The 15,995-nt window shown below is 64.3% G+C and carries 13 protein-coding genes; 6 read left to right on the forward strand and 7 right to left on the reverse strand.

Going from position 1 to position 15,995, the window contains the following annotated elements:
• Positions 1 to 8: 8 nt before the first annotated feature.
• Positions 9 to 566: a GbsR/MarR family transcriptional regulator gene (locus ABIB73_RS23250; RefSeq protein ID WP_354227688.1), complete on the reverse strand. Its 558-nt coding sequence runs from the start codon at positions 564 to 566 to the stop codon at positions 9 to 11.
• A gap of 152 nt (positions 567 to 718) precedes the next feature.
• Between ABIB73_RS23250 and ABIB73_RS23255 the strand changes: the two genes are divergently transcribed.
• Complete coding sequence (locus tag ABIB73_RS23255; RefSeq protein WP_354227690.1) at positions 719 to 2,239, forward strand: PAS domain-containing hybrid sensor histidine kinase/response regulator family protein; 1,521 nt, start codon at positions 719 to 721, stop codon at positions 2,237 to 2,239.
• Between the two features lie 187 nt (positions 2,240 to 2,426).
• On the opposite strand, the gene ABIB73_RS23260 is transcribed toward ABIB73_RS23255, so the two are convergent.
• The 4 genes from ABIB73_RS23260 to ABIB73_RS23275 all read right to left on the reverse strand — a co-directional run bounded on the left by ABIB73_RS23260 (position 2,427) and on the right by ABIB73_RS23275 (position 6,997).
• Positions 2,427 to 2,726 (reverse strand): acylphosphatase, encoded by a 300-nt coding sequence (locus ABIB73_RS23260; RefSeq protein WP_354227692.1) that lies wholly within the window; start codon positions 2,724 to 2,726, stop codon positions 2,427 to 2,429.
• Positions 2,723 to 3,589 (reverse strand): isocitrate lyase/PEP mutase family protein, encoded by an 867-nt coding sequence (locus tag ABIB73_RS23265; protein ID WP_354227694.1) that lies wholly within the window; start codon positions 3,587 to 3,589, stop codon positions 2,723 to 2,725. The genes ABIB73_RS23260 and ABIB73_RS23265 overlap by 4 nt, the downstream gene beginning before the upstream one ends.
• Before the next feature lie 100 nt (positions 3,590 to 3,689).
• A complete protein-coding gene (locus ABIB73_RS23270) occupies positions 3,690 to 5,705 on the reverse strand; it encodes an acetyl-CoA carboxylase biotin carboxylase subunit (RefSeq protein WP_354227695.1) in 2,016 nt (671 codons plus the stop codon).
• A 185-nt stretch (positions 5,706 to 5,890) separates the two neighbouring features.
• Positions 5,891 to 6,997, reverse strand: coding sequence for a zinc-binding metallopeptidase family protein (locus ABIB73_RS23275; RefSeq protein WP_354227696.1), 1,107 nt, complete (start codon positions 6,995 to 6,997; stop codon positions 5,891 to 5,893).
• Between the two features lie 226 nt (positions 6,998 to 7,223).
• Here ABIB73_RS23275 and ABIB73_RS23280 point away from each other — a divergent pair, with 226 nt between their 5' ends.
• The 3 genes from ABIB73_RS23280 to ABIB73_RS23290 all read left to right on the forward strand — a co-directional run bounded on the left by ABIB73_RS23280 (position 7,224) and on the right by ABIB73_RS23290 (position 11,663).
• Positions 7,224 to 9,701 carry a PAS domain S-box protein gene (locus tag ABIB73_RS23280; protein ID WP_354227697.1) on the forward strand — a complete coding sequence of 826 codons (2,478 nt, stop codon included), beginning with the start codon at positions 7,224 to 7,226 and terminating at the stop codon, positions 9,699 to 9,701.
• Between the two features lie 220 nt (positions 9,702 to 9,921).
• A complete protein-coding gene (locus ABIB73_RS23285; RefSeq protein WP_354227698.1) occupies positions 9,922 to 10,362 on the forward strand; it encodes an EamA family transporter in 441 nt (146 codons plus the stop codon).
• Positions 10,363 to 10,412: 50 nt separating this feature from the next.
• Complete coding sequence (locus ABIB73_RS23290; protein ID WP_354227868.1) at positions 10,413 to 11,663, forward strand: arsenic transporter; 1,251 nt, start codon at positions 10,413 to 10,415, stop codon at positions 11,661 to 11,663.
• 10 nt (positions 11,664 to 11,673) lie between these two features.
• Here the strand turns inward: ABIB73_RS23290 and ABIB73_RS23295 are convergent, their stop codons facing one another.
• On the reverse strand, positions 11,674 to 13,038 hold the full coding sequence (locus ABIB73_RS23295) for an MFS transporter (RefSeq protein WP_354227699.1): 1,365 nt from the start codon (positions 13,036 to 13,038) through the stop codon (positions 11,674 to 11,676).
• A gap of 24 nt (positions 13,039 to 13,062) precedes the next feature.
• The gene (locus tag ABIB73_RS23300; RefSeq protein ID WP_354227701.1) at positions 13,063 to 13,830 is read right to left on the reverse strand and encodes a GntR family transcriptional regulator; all 768 of its coding nucleotides are present in this window, start codon (positions 13,828 to 13,830) and stop codon (positions 13,063 to 13,065) included.
• Positions 13,831 to 14,010: 180 nt separating this feature from the next.
• Here ABIB73_RS23300 and ABIB73_RS23305 point away from each other — a divergent pair, with 180 nt between their 5' ends.
• On the forward strand, positions 14,011 to 15,210 hold the full coding sequence (locus ABIB73_RS23305) for a mandelate racemase/muconate lactonizing enzyme family protein (protein WP_354227703.1): 1,200 nt from the start codon (positions 14,011 to 14,013) through the stop codon (positions 15,208 to 15,210).
• 11 nt (positions 15,211 to 15,221) lie between these two features.
• A complete protein-coding gene (locus tag ABIB73_RS23310; protein WP_354227704.1) occupies positions 15,222 to 15,989 on the forward strand; it encodes an SDR family oxidoreductase in 768 nt (255 codons plus the stop codon).
• The last annotated feature ends 6 nt before the right edge of the window (positions 15,990 to 15,995 follow it).

Below are 15,995 nucleotides of genomic sequence, written 5' to 3' on the forward strand. Positions count from 1 at the left end.
CCTCAACGCTATTTGGCCTTGCCCAGCGGCAGCAGGTTGGCGATCTTCTCGCCAAGCCGCATCAAGGCGACCAGCCGCGGCCGCGGCACCCTCAACATCTGCATGAACCAGTGATCGGCGAGCTCGGTGAAGGCGAGCATCTCCTTCAGCCGCTTAGCTGCGACCGGACTGATGGCCGGGTCGTCGGCGGCGTCGGACACGCAGGTCCTGAGCGCTGTGATCGCCGGATCGAGCTCCCGCTCCTTGCGCCGCGCCGCGATTCTGGCGGCGACCTCCCAGATGTCGGTCTCGGCCTCGTAATGATCGCGGCGGTCGCCGAGGATCGGCACCCGCCGGATCAGGTTCCAGGCGAGCAGCTCCTTGATCGAATTGGAAACGTTGGACCGCGCCATGCCGAGCGTGTCGGCGATGTCCTCGGCCGTCATCGGCGCCTCGGCCAGATATAGCAGCCCGTGGATCTGGCTGACCGAGCGGTTGACGCCCCACCCGTCCCCCATGTCGCCCCAATGCAGGATGAAGCGCTCAATGGCGGCGGGTAGTTTCTTCTTTCCTGTTATTTCTGTCATAACAGAAATATCTGACAGAGATGCCCCACTGTCAAGCCAGCCGTTGCGGCTTACCCTCCTGCATACCATCGGGCTGTTTTGCCTAAAAATCCTTCAGGCGCGGGAACGAAGCGCACCTTCGAACGTTTGCACCGGTCGAGGCGGGGTCCCGAATGGTAAAAAAGTCTAGTCAACAGAGAGACCTGTTCGCAAGCGAACGGAGTTTCCGACTGTTGGTTGAGGGGGTCGGCGACTACGCCCTCTACATGCTCGACCCCTCCGGGATCGTCACGAGCTGGAATGTCGGCGGCGAGCGCATCAAGGGCTATTCCTCCGAAGAGATCGTCGGCCAGCATTTTTCGCGCTTCTACACCGAAGTGGACCGGGCGAACGGCAAGCCGGCCCGGGCGCTCGGCATTGCGCGCGAACACGGCCGCTACGAGGAGGAAGGCTGGCGCGTTCGCAAGGATGGCACCTTCTTCTGGGCAAGTGTCATTATTGATCCGATTTACGAAGACGGCACGCTGGTCGGCTTTGCCAAGATCACCCGCGACATCACCGAGCGGCGCAACGCGCAGGTCAAGCTCGAGGCGATGCAGAAGCAGCTCGCCGAGTCCCAGAAATTCGACGCGCTCGGTCAGCTCACCGGCGGCGTCGCCCACGACTTCAACAACCTCCTGATGATCATCAGCGGCAGCCTTCACATGCTCAAGAAAGGCGCCGTCGACGATGCCAAGCTCAAGCGCGCGATCTCGGCGATCGAGACCGCGACCAAACGCGGCGCCGCGTTGACCAGCCAGCTCCTGACCTTCGCGCGGCGGCAGAGCGTCAACCCGCAGGCGATCGATTTCGCCGATCGCATCGCAGCGATCCGCGAGGTGCTCGATGCCGGCGTCGGCAGCTCCGTGCGCCTTTCCTTCGACATCGACCGTGACGTCTGGCCGATCAGGACCGACGCCTCCGAGCTCGAGACGGCGTTGCTCAACCTCGTCATCAACGCCCGCGATGCGATGCCCGACGGTGGCACGGTGACGATCAGCGCCCGCAACGTCGTGCTGGACGAGCCACTGCTGACCGGGGAATTCGTGGCGGTCGACATCGCCGATACCGGGCTCGGCATTCCCTCCGACGTCGTCGACAGGATTTTCGAACCGTTCTTCACGACCAAGCCGATCGGCAAAGGCACGGGGCTCGGCCTGTCGCAGGTTCACGGCTTCGCACATCAGGCCGGCGGCACGGTGAAGGTCGCAAGCGAGCTCGGCAAGGGCACGACTTTCACCATCCTGTTGCCGCGCGGAACGGATGCGCCGGTGCAGGAAACGGCAGAGGCAGCGCCGTTCCGCGGCAACGGCACGGTGCTGCTGGTCGAGGACAATCCCGATGTCGCCGTCGTCAGCATCGGGCTGCTGGAGCAACTCGGCTACCGCGTCCGCCGTGTTCCCGACGCCGAATCGGCCCTGCGCGAGCTCGAGCACAACGGCGTCGACTTCGTCTTCTCGGACATCGTGATGCCCGGCAAGATGGACGGCCTCAGCCTCGCCCTTCACTTGCGTCAGGTCCACCCCGGCCTGCCGATCCTGCTTGCCACCGGTTACAGCGACGCCGCCGCCGACGTCCGCGGCGATTTCCCGATCCTGCGCAAGCCTTTCGAGATCCACGAGCTGAGTGAGGCGATCGCAAAGCTGCCGCGTTAGAGGCTGCTTCAGTTCGTATCTGAACATTTACAAGAGGTCGTCATGCCCGGGCTTGTCCCGGGCATCCACGTTCTTTGCGCCGCGCGGCAATGCGTGGATGGCCGGGACAAGTGTTTAGCCCGGCCATGACGCCGTGGTAGCGTTAGCGCCCTCCCCAATCTCCCGCGAACGGAAGGACGGAACGCACCTACATCGTCGGCAACACCGAAAACGCTTCCCCTGCTCTGCGCAGGTTCAATTCATCTGCACCGGCCGTCTCGCTGGTAACGCTGTCGACACGCGAGGACGGTGGACCGTGGCGGCACAATGCGACCATGTCGGCGACATGCTTGGGCGATCCCGCCAACAGTGCCTCGACACTGCCGTCGCGGCGGTTGCGGACCCAGCCTTCGAGGCCGCTCGCGGTGGCCTGGTATTCGACCCAGGCCCGATAGCCGACGCCCTGTACGCGGCCGCGGATCACGACCTGGAGGATCGCCCGGCTCACTTTTTCAATCCGAGGACGTCGGCGCTGCGCGACTTCACATCAGCCTCGCGCATGATCCGGCTGGTCAATTCTGACGATGCAAGGCCCTTGAGGTTTTTCGGCGCCGTGCCTTCGCGCAACGTCTTCAGCGTGTCGTAAACGGCCTGCGTTGCGGCCGCGATCGGCGCGTGGCCCTGGAGCGCGATGCGCACGCGCTGGGAGGCGAGATGGTCGAGCGCGTTCAACTCCTCCGGCGCGCCGCCCAGCACGATCGGCAGGCGCGTCGCAGCTGAAATTGCCTCAAGCTCGGTGCGCGACTTGATGCCGGTGAAGAACAGTGCATCGACGCCGGTGGCCTCATAGGCCAGCGCACGGCGGATGGTGTCATCGAGCGAGGTGATCGAGGCAGCACCCGTGCGGCCCATGATGACCAGCGACGGATCGCTGCGGCCGCCAAGCGCCGCCTTCATCTTGCCGACACCTTCCTCCAGCGAGATCAGGTGCGTCTTCGACTCGCCAAAGCCCGCCGGCAACAGCGTATCCTCGATGGTGAGGCCGGCCGCCCCCGCCGTCTCCAACTCCTGCACCGTGCGGCGCACGTTGAGCGCGTTGCCATAGCCGTGATCGGCATCAACCAGCACGGGAAGTGCCGCCGCGCGCGACATCCGCCGCATCTGCTCGGCCAGTTCGGTGAGCGTGATCAGCGCGATATCGGGATCACCGAGCACAGCGAGCGAAGCGACCGAGCCGCCGAACATGCCGAGCGGAAAGCCGAGATCTTCGGCGATGCGGGTCGAGATGGCGTCGTAGACTGAACCCGGGTGGACGCAGTCCGAGCCCGACAGGATGGATCGCAGTTTTTCGCGGCGGGAACGGAAGGCCATGATTCTCTCTCAGCGCCTCGTGGAAGCTCTCACCCGTCATCCTGAGGAGCGCGGAACGCGCGTCTCGAAGGGTGAGGGTCTGGTCCTGAGCCCTCGGCCCCTACGCAAACTCCAAAATCAACGCGTCCACCGCAAGCGTCGCGCCGGCGCTGGCGTGGATCTTCTTCACGGTGCCGTCCTGCTCGGCGCGCAGCACGTTCTGCATCTTCATGGCTTCGACCACCGCGAGCGTCTCGCCGGCCTTGACCTCCTGCCCTTCGGTCACCGCGATCGAGACCACGAGGCCGGGCATCGGGCAGAGCAGCTTCTTGCCGGTATCGGCAGCCGTGGTCACCGGCATCAGCCGCGCCGAAGCTGCTTCCGCCTCGGTCCAGACATAAACCGGCACCTCGACGCCCTGATGCGCGAGACGGATGCCGTTGGCGATCGGGCGCGTCTGCACCGCGACGAAATGGCCGTCGATCGTGCCCTGCCAGACCGGATCGCCCGGCTTCCACGGCGACTCCAACAGATGCGCATTGCCAGTCTTGCCTTCGGCGTCAACGAACCGCACTGCGATCGCCTCGCCCTCGCGTGCGACCTCGAGCAGTATCTCCTGGCGATCGAGCCAGACCGCGCGGCGCCGCTCGCGCTGCACGACACGGCCGCCCATCTGGCCCGAGATCTGCCGCTTGCGCTCGCCCAGCACGTGATCGATGGCGGCGCCGACCGCGGCGATCCGCCGCGCGACCTCGCCTTCAGGCGCGCGCACCACAAAGCCCTTGGGGAATTCTTCCGCGATGAAGCCGGTCGAAAGGTTGCCCTCACGCCAGCGCGGATGGTGCATCAAGGCCGACAGGAACGGGATGTTGTGCCTGATGCCGTCGACATAGAAGGAATCGAGCGCGGTCGCCTGCGCCTCGATTGCCGCGGCACGCGAGGGCGCATGCGTGACGAGCTTGGCGATCATCGGATCGTAATGGATCGAGATCTCACCGCCCTCTTGCACACCGGTGTCGTTGCGAACGGTGATGCCGTCCTTGCTTGCTTCCGCCGGCGGTCGGTATTTCACCAGACGCCCGATCGAGGGCAGGAAGTTGCGGAAGGGATCTTCGGCGTAGAGCCGCGATTCCACGGCCCAGCCCTTGAGCGAGACGTCCTTCTGCGTAATCGCGAGCTTCTCGCCGGCGGCCACGCGGATCATCTGCTCGACGAGGTCGACGCCGGTGACGAGCTCGGTGACGGGATGCTCGACCTGGAGGCGCGTGTTCATCTCCAGGAAGAAGAAGCTTTTGTCTTGCCCAGCGACGAACTCGACGGTGCCGGCGGAGTCGTAATTCACGGCTTTCGCCAGCGCGACCGCCTGCTCGCCCATCTTGCGGCGGGTGGCCTCATCGAGCAGCGGCGACGGCGCCTCCTCGATGACCTTCTGGTTGCGGCGCTGGATCGAGCATTCGCGCTCGCCGAGATAGATGACGTTGCCGTGCTTGTCGCCCAGCACCTGGATCTCGATATGGCGGGGATCGACGATGAATTTTTCGACGAAGACGCGGTCGTCGCCGAACGAGGCCTTGGCCTCGGCCTTGGCGAGATTAAAACCCTCGGCGACCTCGGACTTCGAATGCGCGATGCGCATGCCCTTGCCGCCGCCACCCGCTGAGGCCTTGATCATCACGGGATAGCCGATCTCGTTGGAGATGCGGACCGCGTGCTTGTCGTCCTCGATGACGCCGAGATAGCCGGGCACGGTCGAGACTTTGGCTTTCGCGGCGGCCTTCTTGGATTCGATCTTGTCGCCCATCGCGGCAATCGCGCCGGGGTTGGGGCCGATGAAGACGATGCCGGCCGCCTCCAGCGCGCGCGGAAACGCCTCGCGCTCGGACAGGAATCCGTAGCCGGGATGCACGGCTTCTGCGCCGGTCTTGCGGCAAGCGTCCACGATCTTCTCGATCACCAGATAGCTCTCGGCCGCCGCCGGCGGGCCGATCAGAACGGCCTCGTCGGCCATCTCGACATGGAGGGCGTCGCGGTCGGCCTCGGAATAGACCGCGACCGTCTGAATTCCCATGCGGCGAGCGGTCTTGATGACCCGGCAGGCGATTTCGCCGCGATTGGCGATCAGAATGCGTTTGAACATGCTTTTCTTGAATCTCGACCTTGGGCGGGACCCTTCCCTGGCCGTTGGGGCCTATGGGGGACGGGCCGTGTGGCTCCCGTGGTACATCAAAATAGGCCGGAGGCAACGGTCAAAATCCGCGCCCCTGGCGTACCAGACAGGGGCCAAACCGTGTCTGCGGAGCCCGCCAGCCCGCCACTGCCCCTCTACGGTGCTTTGGCCTTGGCCGAGCCCCGGACCAAGCCGTGAATAAAGTCCAGCTTGGCGACCACCGCGGGCGACAGGATGAAGGGATAGAGGTCGCGCATCCCCATCGCGCGGTTGACGCTGTTCATAGCGAAGGTGAAGGGCAGCCATGCGTCGACGATCGTCTGAACGTCCCGTGCCTCGTAGGGGTTGAACCGGATCCGGGTCGACAACTCTCCGTCGCGGTCGACCCGCGGCCGTACCTCCATGCCGAACTCCGAGGCCATCTCCAGGGTGTCGACGATGTGGAGGTAGTGCGCCCAGGTTTCGGCGAAGTCTTCCCAGGGATGCATCGTCGCGTAGGCGGAGACATAGTTCTGCTGCCAGTCCGCCGGTGCGCCTTCGGCATAGTGGCGCTGCAAGGCCTGGCCGTAATCCACCGAATCGTCGCCGAACACCGCGCGGCATTCATCGAGCTTGTCGCCGTCGTGCACCAGCACATCCCAAAAGTAGTGTCCGACCTCATGGCGGAAATGCCCGAGCAGGGTCCGGTACGGCTCGCCCATCTCCAGCCTTCGCCGCTCGCGTTCGATCTCGTCGGTCTCGGTGAGCGCGATCGTGATCAGACCGTTGTCATGGCCGGTCATGATCCTCTCGCCGCTGTTTGGATCGTCGGCGAGGAAATTGAAGATCAGGCCGTGTTCGGGATTGTCCTGCCGGGTCTGGAGCGGCAGCTTCCAGCGGATCAGGGAATAGAACAGCCGGTGTTTCGCCACCTCCAGTTCGCGCCAGCCGGCAAGCTGGACGTGATCGGACAGGTCCGGCACGATGCCGTTATGGCGGCAGGCGCGGCAATAGCCGGTGCTATCGCCAACGTCCGTCAGCCAGTTGCAGGCGTCATACTCGGCATTGCGGCACAGCATCCGTCCCTTGCCCTTATCGGCGAGCGCCGCCCAAGCCTTGCCGTCACCCTTGCCGTCACCCTCGCCGTCAGCCTCGCCATCGAGCTCGATCGCCGACATCGTCTCCCTCTCCGGCAGGAAGGCAACCCGGTGGCCGCAGCGCTCGCAGGCGCGGTTCTCAAAATAGAGGACGTTGCGGCAGGCCTGGCAGACAAAGAGCTTCAAGACTTAGCCTCTTCGGTAAGGAGTGCTTTATCAAAGAGAATTTTGGCGCCTCGCAAAGACGCGCCCCATGGCCGATCGTTCCAATATCCGGAACAAAATGCCAGCCCATACGTTGGCTGGGCGGACTTTTCCCGCCCAAGGCGGGCCGCCGCCACCTCTCCTTGAGATTCTCTCACCTTTGAGCAATGGCCATCACGCCCCGTCTGTGTGAATATCGGTCCGGCATGTGCGCATCCGCATGACAACGGCCGACGCCTTGAACGATCCTTTGCCCGAAACCATCGCCGCCGAAAGGCTGCGCCAGCACCTCGAAGAGATCGCGCGTGAGCGCGACAATGCCTATCGCGCGCTTCAGGAGCGCGAGGCGGAGCTTGCGCGGATCCAGCGCATCGCCGGCGTCGGCGGGCTCGAAATCGATCTCCGGGAAGGCGTGAAGAACCGGCGGACACCCGAATATCTTGTCGTCCACGGCCTGCCGCCCGAAGCAGCCAATGAGACCTATGGCGACTGGGTGCTGCGAGTCCACCCCGAGGATCGCGAACGAACAATCAAGCGATTGTTCGGCACCCTCAAGGGCGATCGCGAGGACTATTCGGACACGTACCGCATCACCCGCCCGAGCGATGGCGAGGTACGATGGATACGTGTGGTCGGCAAGATCGAGCGCAATGCGGACGGCCGGGCGGTGCGGTTGGTGGGGGCGGACCTTGACGTCACCGACCAGATGCTGGCACAAGCGACGTTGCGCGAGAGCGAAGAACGGTTTCGGCTGATCGCCGACAGCGCGCCGGTGCCGATCTGGGTCACAAAACTCGACCGCAAGCGCTCCTTCGCCAACCAGGCCTATGTCGACTTCGTCGGCCTGCCCTACGAGCAGGCCATCGATTTCGACTGGCGCAAGGTGCTGCATCCGGACGACCTGCCGCATGTGCTGCAACAATCCGTCCAGGGTGAAGCCTCGCTGAAACCCTTCGTGCTGGAGGCGCGCTACAAAAACGCCGATGGCGAATGGCGCTGGCTGCGCTCGGAATCGCAGCCGCGCTGGGATCCGACCGGCAAGCATATCGGCTTCATCGGCGTCGCCCACGACATCACCGCCGCCAAGCAGGCCGAGATCGAGCTCCGACAGCTCAACGAGACGCTGGAAGAACGTATCACCGAGCGTACCGCCGAGCTCGAGTCCAACGAGGCGCGGCTGCGCGCGATCCTGGAGACCAGCAACCAGTATCAGGGGCTGGTCAATCTCGAGGGCGAGCTGCTCTACGCCAACAAGACCGCGCTCGCCGGCATTCGCGCCGAGGCGCAGGACGTCATCGGCAAGCCATTCTGGGACACGCCCTGGTTCACCGGCTCGCACGGCATGAGCGCGACCGTGCGCGAGGCGTTCGACACTGTGTTGAAGGGCGAAGCGGTGCGGATGGAGATGCGGCTGCGCCTGCCCATCGGCGAGCGCGATTTCGACTTCGGCATGCGCCCCGTGCTCGACCGCCACGGCAACATCACCGGCGCGGTACCCGAAGCCGTCGACATCACCGAGCGCCGCCGCGGCGAAGAAGCGCTGCGGCAGTCGCAGAAGATGGAGGCGATCGGCCAGCTGACCGGCGGCGTCGCCCACGATTTCAACAACCTCCTCACCATCATCCGTTCGGCCACGGACTTCCTGCGCCGGCGCGAACTGCCGGAAGAGCGCCGCCGCCGCTATGTCGACGCCATCTCCGACACCGTCGAACGCGCCTCCAAGCTGACCGCGCAGCTGTTGGCCTTTGCGCGCCGCCAACCGCTGAAACCGCAGATCTTCAACGTCGGCAGCCAGGTCGAGGGCGTGGCGCAGCTGGTCCGGCCGCTGGTCGGCGGCCGCATCGAGATCGCGGTCGAGGTGCACGACGCCGATTGCTTCACGGTCGCCGACATCGCCCAGTTCGAGACCGCACTGATCAACCTCGCCATCAACGCCCGCGACGCCATGGACAGCGAAGGCCACCTCAGCATCGCGGTGCGCAAGGTGGAAGGCATTCCGAGCCTGCGCGCGCAGTCGGCACGCGGCGGCGACTACGTCGCGATCTCTGTAGCCGACACCGGCAGCGGCATCGCGCCGGAACACCTCGACTCGATCTTCGAGCCATTCTTCACCACCAAGGAGGTCGGCAAGGGCACCGGCCTCGGCCTGAGCCAGGCGTTTGGTTTCGCCAAGCAGTCCGAGGGCGATATCGCGGTAACGAGCACACCTGGAAAAGGCGCGACCTTCACCATGTATCTGCCGCAGGCACAGAGCCCTGCGGCAGAGAAGGAAGCCGCCGCGCTGACCCACGAGGCCGCCACCACCGGACGCGGCTATCGCGTGCTGGTGGTCGAGGACAATGACGATGTCGGTCAATTCTCGACCGAGCTTCTGGAAGACCTCGGCTACGTCGTCCGCCGCGTCGCCAACGCCAATGCGGCGCTCGCAATCCTCCGCGAGAACGAATTCGCCGTCGACCTCGTCTTCTCCGATGTCATCATGCCCGGCATGAACGGCGTCGAGCTCGCCGGCATCATCCGCGAACGCTATCCGGGTCTCCCGGTCGTGCTGACAAGCGGCTACAGCAACGTGCTCGCAGAAAACGCCCATCGCGGCTTCGAGCTGATCCAGAAGCCGTATTCAGTCGAATCGCTGTCGCGCATTTTGCGCAAGGCGATTGCGGAAAAGCTATCGGTGGCGCGGTGAATGCACCCATGTCGTCCCGGACAAGCGCAGCGAAGCGAAGCGCAGATCCGGGACCCATAACCCCAGGGAGAGGTTGTAGCGCGAGGTGGCAACCGCCGGTCTTCGCCAAATGCGATCCTGTGGTTATGGGTCCCGGCCTTCGCCGGGACGACGGCAGAGTGTTTGGACGCAGCCACCCACACAATGATCGTTCAATGGTAACACGTCGGATATCCGCCCCATGAAACCCACCCTCCTCTCCGCCTGGCAGTCCTGGGCGCTGCTGTCTGCCTGCTTCGCCGCGCTGACCGCGATCTTCGCCAAGGTCGGCGTCGAGAACATCAATCCGGATCTGGCCACCTTCATCCGCACCATCGTGGTGCTGCTCGCCTTCTCGGTGCTGTTGTTTTTCACCGGCCAATTCGCCGTGCGCTCGGCGGTCTCCTCAAAGACCTGGCTGTTCCTGGTATTGTCGGGGCTTGCGACCGGCGCGTCCTGGCTGTGTTATTTCCGCGCGCTGAAACTCGGCCCCGCGACGCTGGTGGCGCCGATCGACAAGCTCAGCGTCGTCCTGGTTGCTCTGTTCGCCTTTGCCTTTCTCGGTGAGCGGCCGACGGCGCAGGGCTGGATCGGAATTGCCATGATCGGCGCTGGTGCGGTGCTGCTGGCGGTGAAGTTTTGAGCTTGCGGATGCGATAGTCGGTCGTGACCGGGAGACTGCAATTGCCGAGCGTGCCGCACGACGCCATCTGGGCCTGGAGCATCATCATCGCCGCGACCGCTTGTGTCATCATCCGCCCGTTTCGCCTGCCCGAGGCGATCTGGGCGGTGATCGGCGCCGCCGCGCTCGTGCTGTTCGGCTTCCTGGCGTGGCAGGATGCGCTTTCCGGCATCGAGAAAGGCGTCGACGTCTATCTCTTCCTGATCGGCATGATGCTGATCGCCGAGCTCGCGCGGCTCGAAGGCCTGTTCGACTATCTTGCCGCGCTGGCGGTGGAATATGCAGGCGGATCGCCGCAGCGACTGTTCCTGCTGATCTATCTCGTCGGCACTCTGGTGACGGTGCTGCTCTCCAACGACGCCACCGCGATCGTGCTGACGCCTGCGGTTTATGCCGGGACGCGCGCGGCCGGCGCCAAGCCACTGCCGTATCTCTTCATCTGCGCTTTCATTGCGAATGCTGCGAGCTTCGTGCTGCCGATCTCGAACCCCGCAAATCTTGTCGTGTTCGGCGCGCGCATGCCGCAGCTTACCGAATGGCTGCGCCTGTTCGCCCTGCCCTCGGCGGCAGCTGTCCTGCTCACATATATCGTGCTGCGCCTGACTCAGCACAGCGCGCTGAAGGAAGAGATCATTGCGCGCAGCGTGCCACATCCGAAGCTCCGACGCGGCGGCAAGCTGGCAGCCGCAGGCATTGTGGCCGTCGGTATCGTCTTGGTCACGGCCTCCGCGCTGGACAAACCGCTGGGCCTGCCGACCTTCGTCTGCGGCGTGGTGACGGCCGCGATCGTGCTGCTCCTCAGTCGGCAATCACCGTTGCCCGTCCTGAAAGGCGTCTCCTGGAGCGTGGTGCCACTGGTCGGCGGGCTGTTCGTGATGGTGGAAGCGCTGATCAAGACCGGCGTGATCGGGCAGCTCAGCGCGCTGCTGCATGAAGCAGTCGCACAATCCGTGCCGAAGGCCGCCTGGAGCGTCGGCATTGCTACTGCGATCGCCACCAACATCGCCAACAATCTGCCGGTCGGCCTCGTCGCCGGCTCAGTTGCCGCCAGCGATCATCTTCCCGCGCCCGTCGTCAGCGCCATCCTGGTCGGCGTGGATCTCGGCCCCAATTTGTCGGTGACCGGCTCGCTCGCGACCATCCTGTGGCTGGTCGCACTGCGCCGGGAAAAGATCGAGGTCGGCGCCTGGCCGTTCCTCAAGCTCGGCATGCTGGTAACGCCGCCCGCCCTGATCGCGGCCTTGGCGGCCGCGATCAGGTAACGCGCAGACTTTAGTCGTTCTCGTAGCCGTAGACTTCCGGCAGGATAAAGATTGCGGCGAGCAATCCGATCAGCGGGAAGATCGCGACGAACAGCGTGGCGTTGGCCTGCCCGATCGCCGCGAACAGCGACGGGAACAGGAAGATCGCCAGGAACGACGGCAACTTCACGAACATGTAGGCGAAGCCGCTGGCGGTGCCGCGGTACTTCGGCTTCGCGACCATCGTCGGGATCGTCATGCAGTTCGACGCATCCCAGTAATGGCCCCACAGCATGGCAGCGGCCGCGAACGGCAGCAGGATCGTGTTGTCGGTGTAGAGCGCGAAGGCTGCGACCAGCAGCGACGCCAGCACGATCGAGAAGCCCGCAATCGCGATGCCGCGATGGCCGATCTTCGGCGTCAGCAGCGGACCGACCCAGCCCGACACCGCGGCGAGACAGAACAGCCCCATCGTCACGAGGTTGTTGCCAAGCACGCTCGACACGCCGACCATCACGAACAGCACCGGCAGGTAGAAGGCGAAGGTCGAGAACTCGCTTCCTTGCGCGAAGCAGGCGATCCAGCCATAGATCGTGGCGCGCCAGCGGATCGGATCCTTCTTGAGGTCGGCGATGAAGGCGCGGGTGCTGACCTTCGGCATCACAACGTCCTGGTCCGGCAGCATGGCGAGATCGTCGTTGAACATCTCGCGCGCGACCTTCTTAGCCTCGCGGAAACGTCCCTTCTGCACCAGCCACACCGCCGTCTCCGGCACGTCGTGGCGCATGATCAGGATGATCAGCGCCGGCACCGCGCCGAGACCGAGCGTCACGCGCCACAGCGTCTCGTGCTGAATGTCGAGCAGCAGGAAGATCACGATGACGCCGATGGTGAGGACCTCTCCGACGGCGAACATGAACTGCCAGCGATTGCCCATGACCTCGCGCTCACCCTTGGCCATGGATTCCATGATGTAGGTGTAGCCGGTCGAGATGTCGGAGCCGAGCGGAACGCCGAGCAGGAAGCGGATCACCACGAGCCAACCCACGCTCGGCACGAAGGCCTGCGCAACTGCCAGCACAATGAACATCACCATGGTGATCAGGAACATCACGCGCCGGCCGATCTTGTCGGAGAGCCAGCCGCCGAGCAACGCACCAATGAGGGCGCCGCCCTGCGTGCCCGCAGCGGCAAGACCAAGCATCAACGGATCCGGATTGTACTGCTCGCGGATGAAGATCAGCACGAAAGCGATCGAATAGAGATCCCAGGCTTCGACCAGGATCGAGGCCATCATCAGCCAGCCGACCTTGTTACCCTTGGGACTGTAGTTCGTAATGAGGTAGCGGACCGCGGCTTCGCTCGCGGTCGGTTGTGGCATGGCCATCGTTGACATGTTTGGTCCTCTCTTCAAAACTCTTTACGTGCCGAGTAACGGCTCGATGCTGCAATCGAGCAGGCGTGGGTCGATCCCCGCCTCCATGCCCGTGAACATCTGGTCCATGTAGTCGATCAGTGCATCGCTCGCCTTCACCGCGTCCTCGACGCGGCGGCCTGCGACCGCAGCCAGAATCGCGAGATGGTGATCGATCGTGCCTGACAGGTCGGTCTGCCCCGGCATGAAGCGGTGGTGGATGTAGCCGATGCGGCGATACAGCGTGTGCAGCGGCCGCAACGTATGCACCAGAAATGGCTCGCCCGCGGCCTCCAGCACCAGCGCGTCGATGCGCCGATCAATGCTGTTGAATTCGTCGAGGGTCAGGCGCGCGCGGCGCTCGCGCAGGAGGCGCTCGATGTGCAGCGCCTGATTGCGGTGCGAGAGGCTGGCGCGGTCGGCGGCGAGCCGGACGACGAAGCGCTCCATGTCACGGCGGAGCGCCAGCAGCATGCGCTCGCGCGCCAGGTCGATCGGCGCGATGTGCAGGCCATGGCGCGGACGGATGATGATGAGCGTGTCAGCCGAGAGCCGATTGACGGCGTGATGCACCGGCGTGCGGCCGAAGCCGGTGATCTGCTGCAATTCCAGCATAGTCATGAACTGGCCGGGCTTGAGCTCGCAATGGACAAGGAGCTCTTCGATCCTCTGATAGGCCAGCTCGAAGAAGTTGAGCCGGTTGCTCCGGCTGGGCTTGCCCTCGCCGTCGTCCTCCGGTCTCACCACCTCGAGCGCGCGCTTGCGCCGTGCCATTCCATTTCCTCCGGTCGGCCTGCGCTCTCGCATTGCAGGGCGGCGCCTTATTTGTGGCACCCTTAAAACATGTTGTGATATATTACAAGCGGGCGTATGACGTCCGCCGGCTCGCCACATCTAGTGGCGCGGAATGAGAACAAGACGGGCGCAACGCGCCTGTACGGGAGGATTATTGCCGTGAAGATCACGTCGATCGAGACGCTGCGCACCGAGGAATTTTCCAACGTCATCTGGGTGCGCGTCCACACCGATACGGGCATGATCGGTCTCGGCGAAACCTTCTACGGCGCGGGCGCGGTCGAAGCGCAGATCCACGACACCTTTGCCGGCCGCCTGCTCGGCCGCAATCCCCTACACATCGAGGCGATCCATCGCGACATGCTGAACCTGCCGATGGCGCAGTCCTCGACCGGCGTCGAATACCGCGCAGCTTCCGCAATCGACATCGCGCTGTGGGATTTGTTCGGCAAGGTCTGCAATCAACCGGTGCACCAGATGCTCGGCGGCCTCTGCCGCGACAAGCAGCGCATCTACAACACCTGCGCCGGCACCCAATATGTCCGCTCTACCAATATCAGTCCGGTCGCCAACTGGAATCTCGGGGCGTCCAAGGGGCCCTATGAGGACCTCGACGGCTTCATGCACCACGCCGACGCCCTCGCCGAAAGCCTGCTGGAGAGCGGCATCTCCGCGATGAAGATCTGGCCGTTCGATCCGGCGGCACAGGAGAACAAGGGCCTCTACATCACCGCCGCGCAGATGAAGCGGGCGATCGAACCGTTCGAGAAGATCCGCAAGGCGGTCGGCGACAAGATGGAGATCATGGTCGAGCTCCACTCGCTCTGGAACCTGCCGACAGCCAAGCAGATCGCGCGTGCGCTCGAGCCCTACAAGCCGACCTGGTACGAAGACCCGATCCGCATGAACTCGCCGCAGGCGCTCGCCGAATATGCGCGCTCGACCGACGTCTGGGTCTGCGCCAGCGAGACGCTGGGCTCACGCTTCCCCTACAAGGACATGCTCGACCGCGACGCCATGCATGTGGTGATGGCGGACCTGTGCTGGACCGGCGGCCTCACCGAGGGCCGCAAGATTGCGGCGATGGCCGAGACCTATCACCGGCCTTTCGCGCCCCATGACTGCATCGGTCCGATCGGCTTCATCGCGGCGATCCACATGTCGTTCAGCCAGCCCAACACGCTGATCCAAGAGTCCGTGCGCGCCTTCTACAAGGGCTGGTACAATGAGCTCGTCACCACCATGCCGACGATCAAGGACGGCCATGTCTTCCCGATGGAAGGCCCCGGCCTTGGCGTCGACCTCCTGCCCGCGGTGTTCGACCGCAGCGATCTCACCGTGCGCCGTTCCCACGTCTGAGGATATTTGAGATGAGCACAGCCCTCTTCGACCTTTCCGGCCGCACCGCGCTCGTGACCGGTTCCTCCCGTGGGCTCGGCCGCGCCATTGCCGAGGGTATGGCCAAAGCTGGCGCCAAGCTGATCATCAACGGCGTCGATCCCAAGCGCGTCGAACAGGCGGTGGCCGAGTTTCGTGCGGCCGGACATCAGGCCGAGGGCGCGGCCTTCAACGTTACCGACGAGCCTGCCATCGTCGCCGCCTTCGAGAATTTCGACAAGACAGGCCTAGCGGTCGACATCGTCGTCAACAATGCCGGCATCCAGCACCGCAAGCCGTTGGTGGAGTTCACCACCGACGAGTGGCGCAAGGTGATCGAGACCAACCTCACCAGCGCCTTCGTGATCGGCCGCGAGGCCGCCAAACGCATGATCCCGCGCAAGCATGGCAAGATCATCAACATCGGCTCGCTCGGCAGCGAGCTCGCGCGCCCGACCATCGCGCCCTACACGGCGGCCAAGGGCGGCATCAAGAACCTGACCCGCTCGATGGCGGTGGAATGGGCCCAGCACGGCATCCAGGCCAATGCGATCGGCCCCGGCTACATGCTGACCGACATGAACGAGGCGCTGGTCAACAACACCGACTTCAACAACTGGCTTATGGGCCGCATCCCGTCAAAACGCTGGGGCAAGCCGGATGAGCTGGTGGGCGCTGCGATCTTCCTGGCATCCGACGCCTCGACCTATGTCAACGGCCAGATCATCTATGTCGATGGCGGCATGATCGCCGCGATGTGATTGCGA

The organism is Bradyrhizobium sp. F1.4.3, assembly GCF_040548375.1.
Classification (GTDB): Bacteria; Pseudomonadota; Alphaproteobacteria; order Rhizobiales; family Xanthobacteraceae; genus Bradyrhizobium.

Bases quoted from the DNA above. Each gene is read 5' to 3' on its own strand.
- ABIB73_RS23250 (WP_354227688.1), bottom strand. From the start codon at position 566: ATGACAGAAATAACAGGAAAGAAGAAACTACCCGCCGCCATTGAGCGC.
- ABIB73_RS23255 (WP_354227690.1), top strand. From the start codon at position 719: ATGGTAAAAAAGTCTAGTCAACAGAGAGACCTGTTCGCAAGCGAACGG.
- ABIB73_RS23265 (WP_354227694.1), bottom strand. From the start codon at position 3,589: ATGGCCTTCCGTTCCCGCCGCGAAAAACTGCGATCCATCCTGTCGGGC.
- ABIB73_RS23270 (WP_354227695.1), bottom strand. From the start codon at position 5,705: ATGTTCAAACGCATTCTGATCGCCAATCGCGGCGAAATCGCCTGCCGG.
- ABIB73_RS23285 (WP_354227698.1), top strand. From the start codon at position 9,922: ATGAAACCCACCCTCCTCTCCGCCTGGCAGTCCTGGGCGCTGCTGTCT.
- ABIB73_RS23295 (WP_354227699.1), bottom strand. From the start codon at position 13,038: ATGTCAACGATGGCCATGCCACAACCGACCGCGAGCGAAGCCGCGGTC.
- ABIB73_RS23300 (WP_354227701.1), bottom strand. From the start codon at position 13,830: ATGGCACGGCGCAAGCGCGCGCTCGAGGTGGTGAGACCGGAGGACGAC.
- ABIB73_RS23310 (WP_354227704.1), top strand. From the start codon at position 15,222: ATGAGCACAGCCCTCTTCGACCTTTCCGGCCGCACCGCGCTCGTGACC.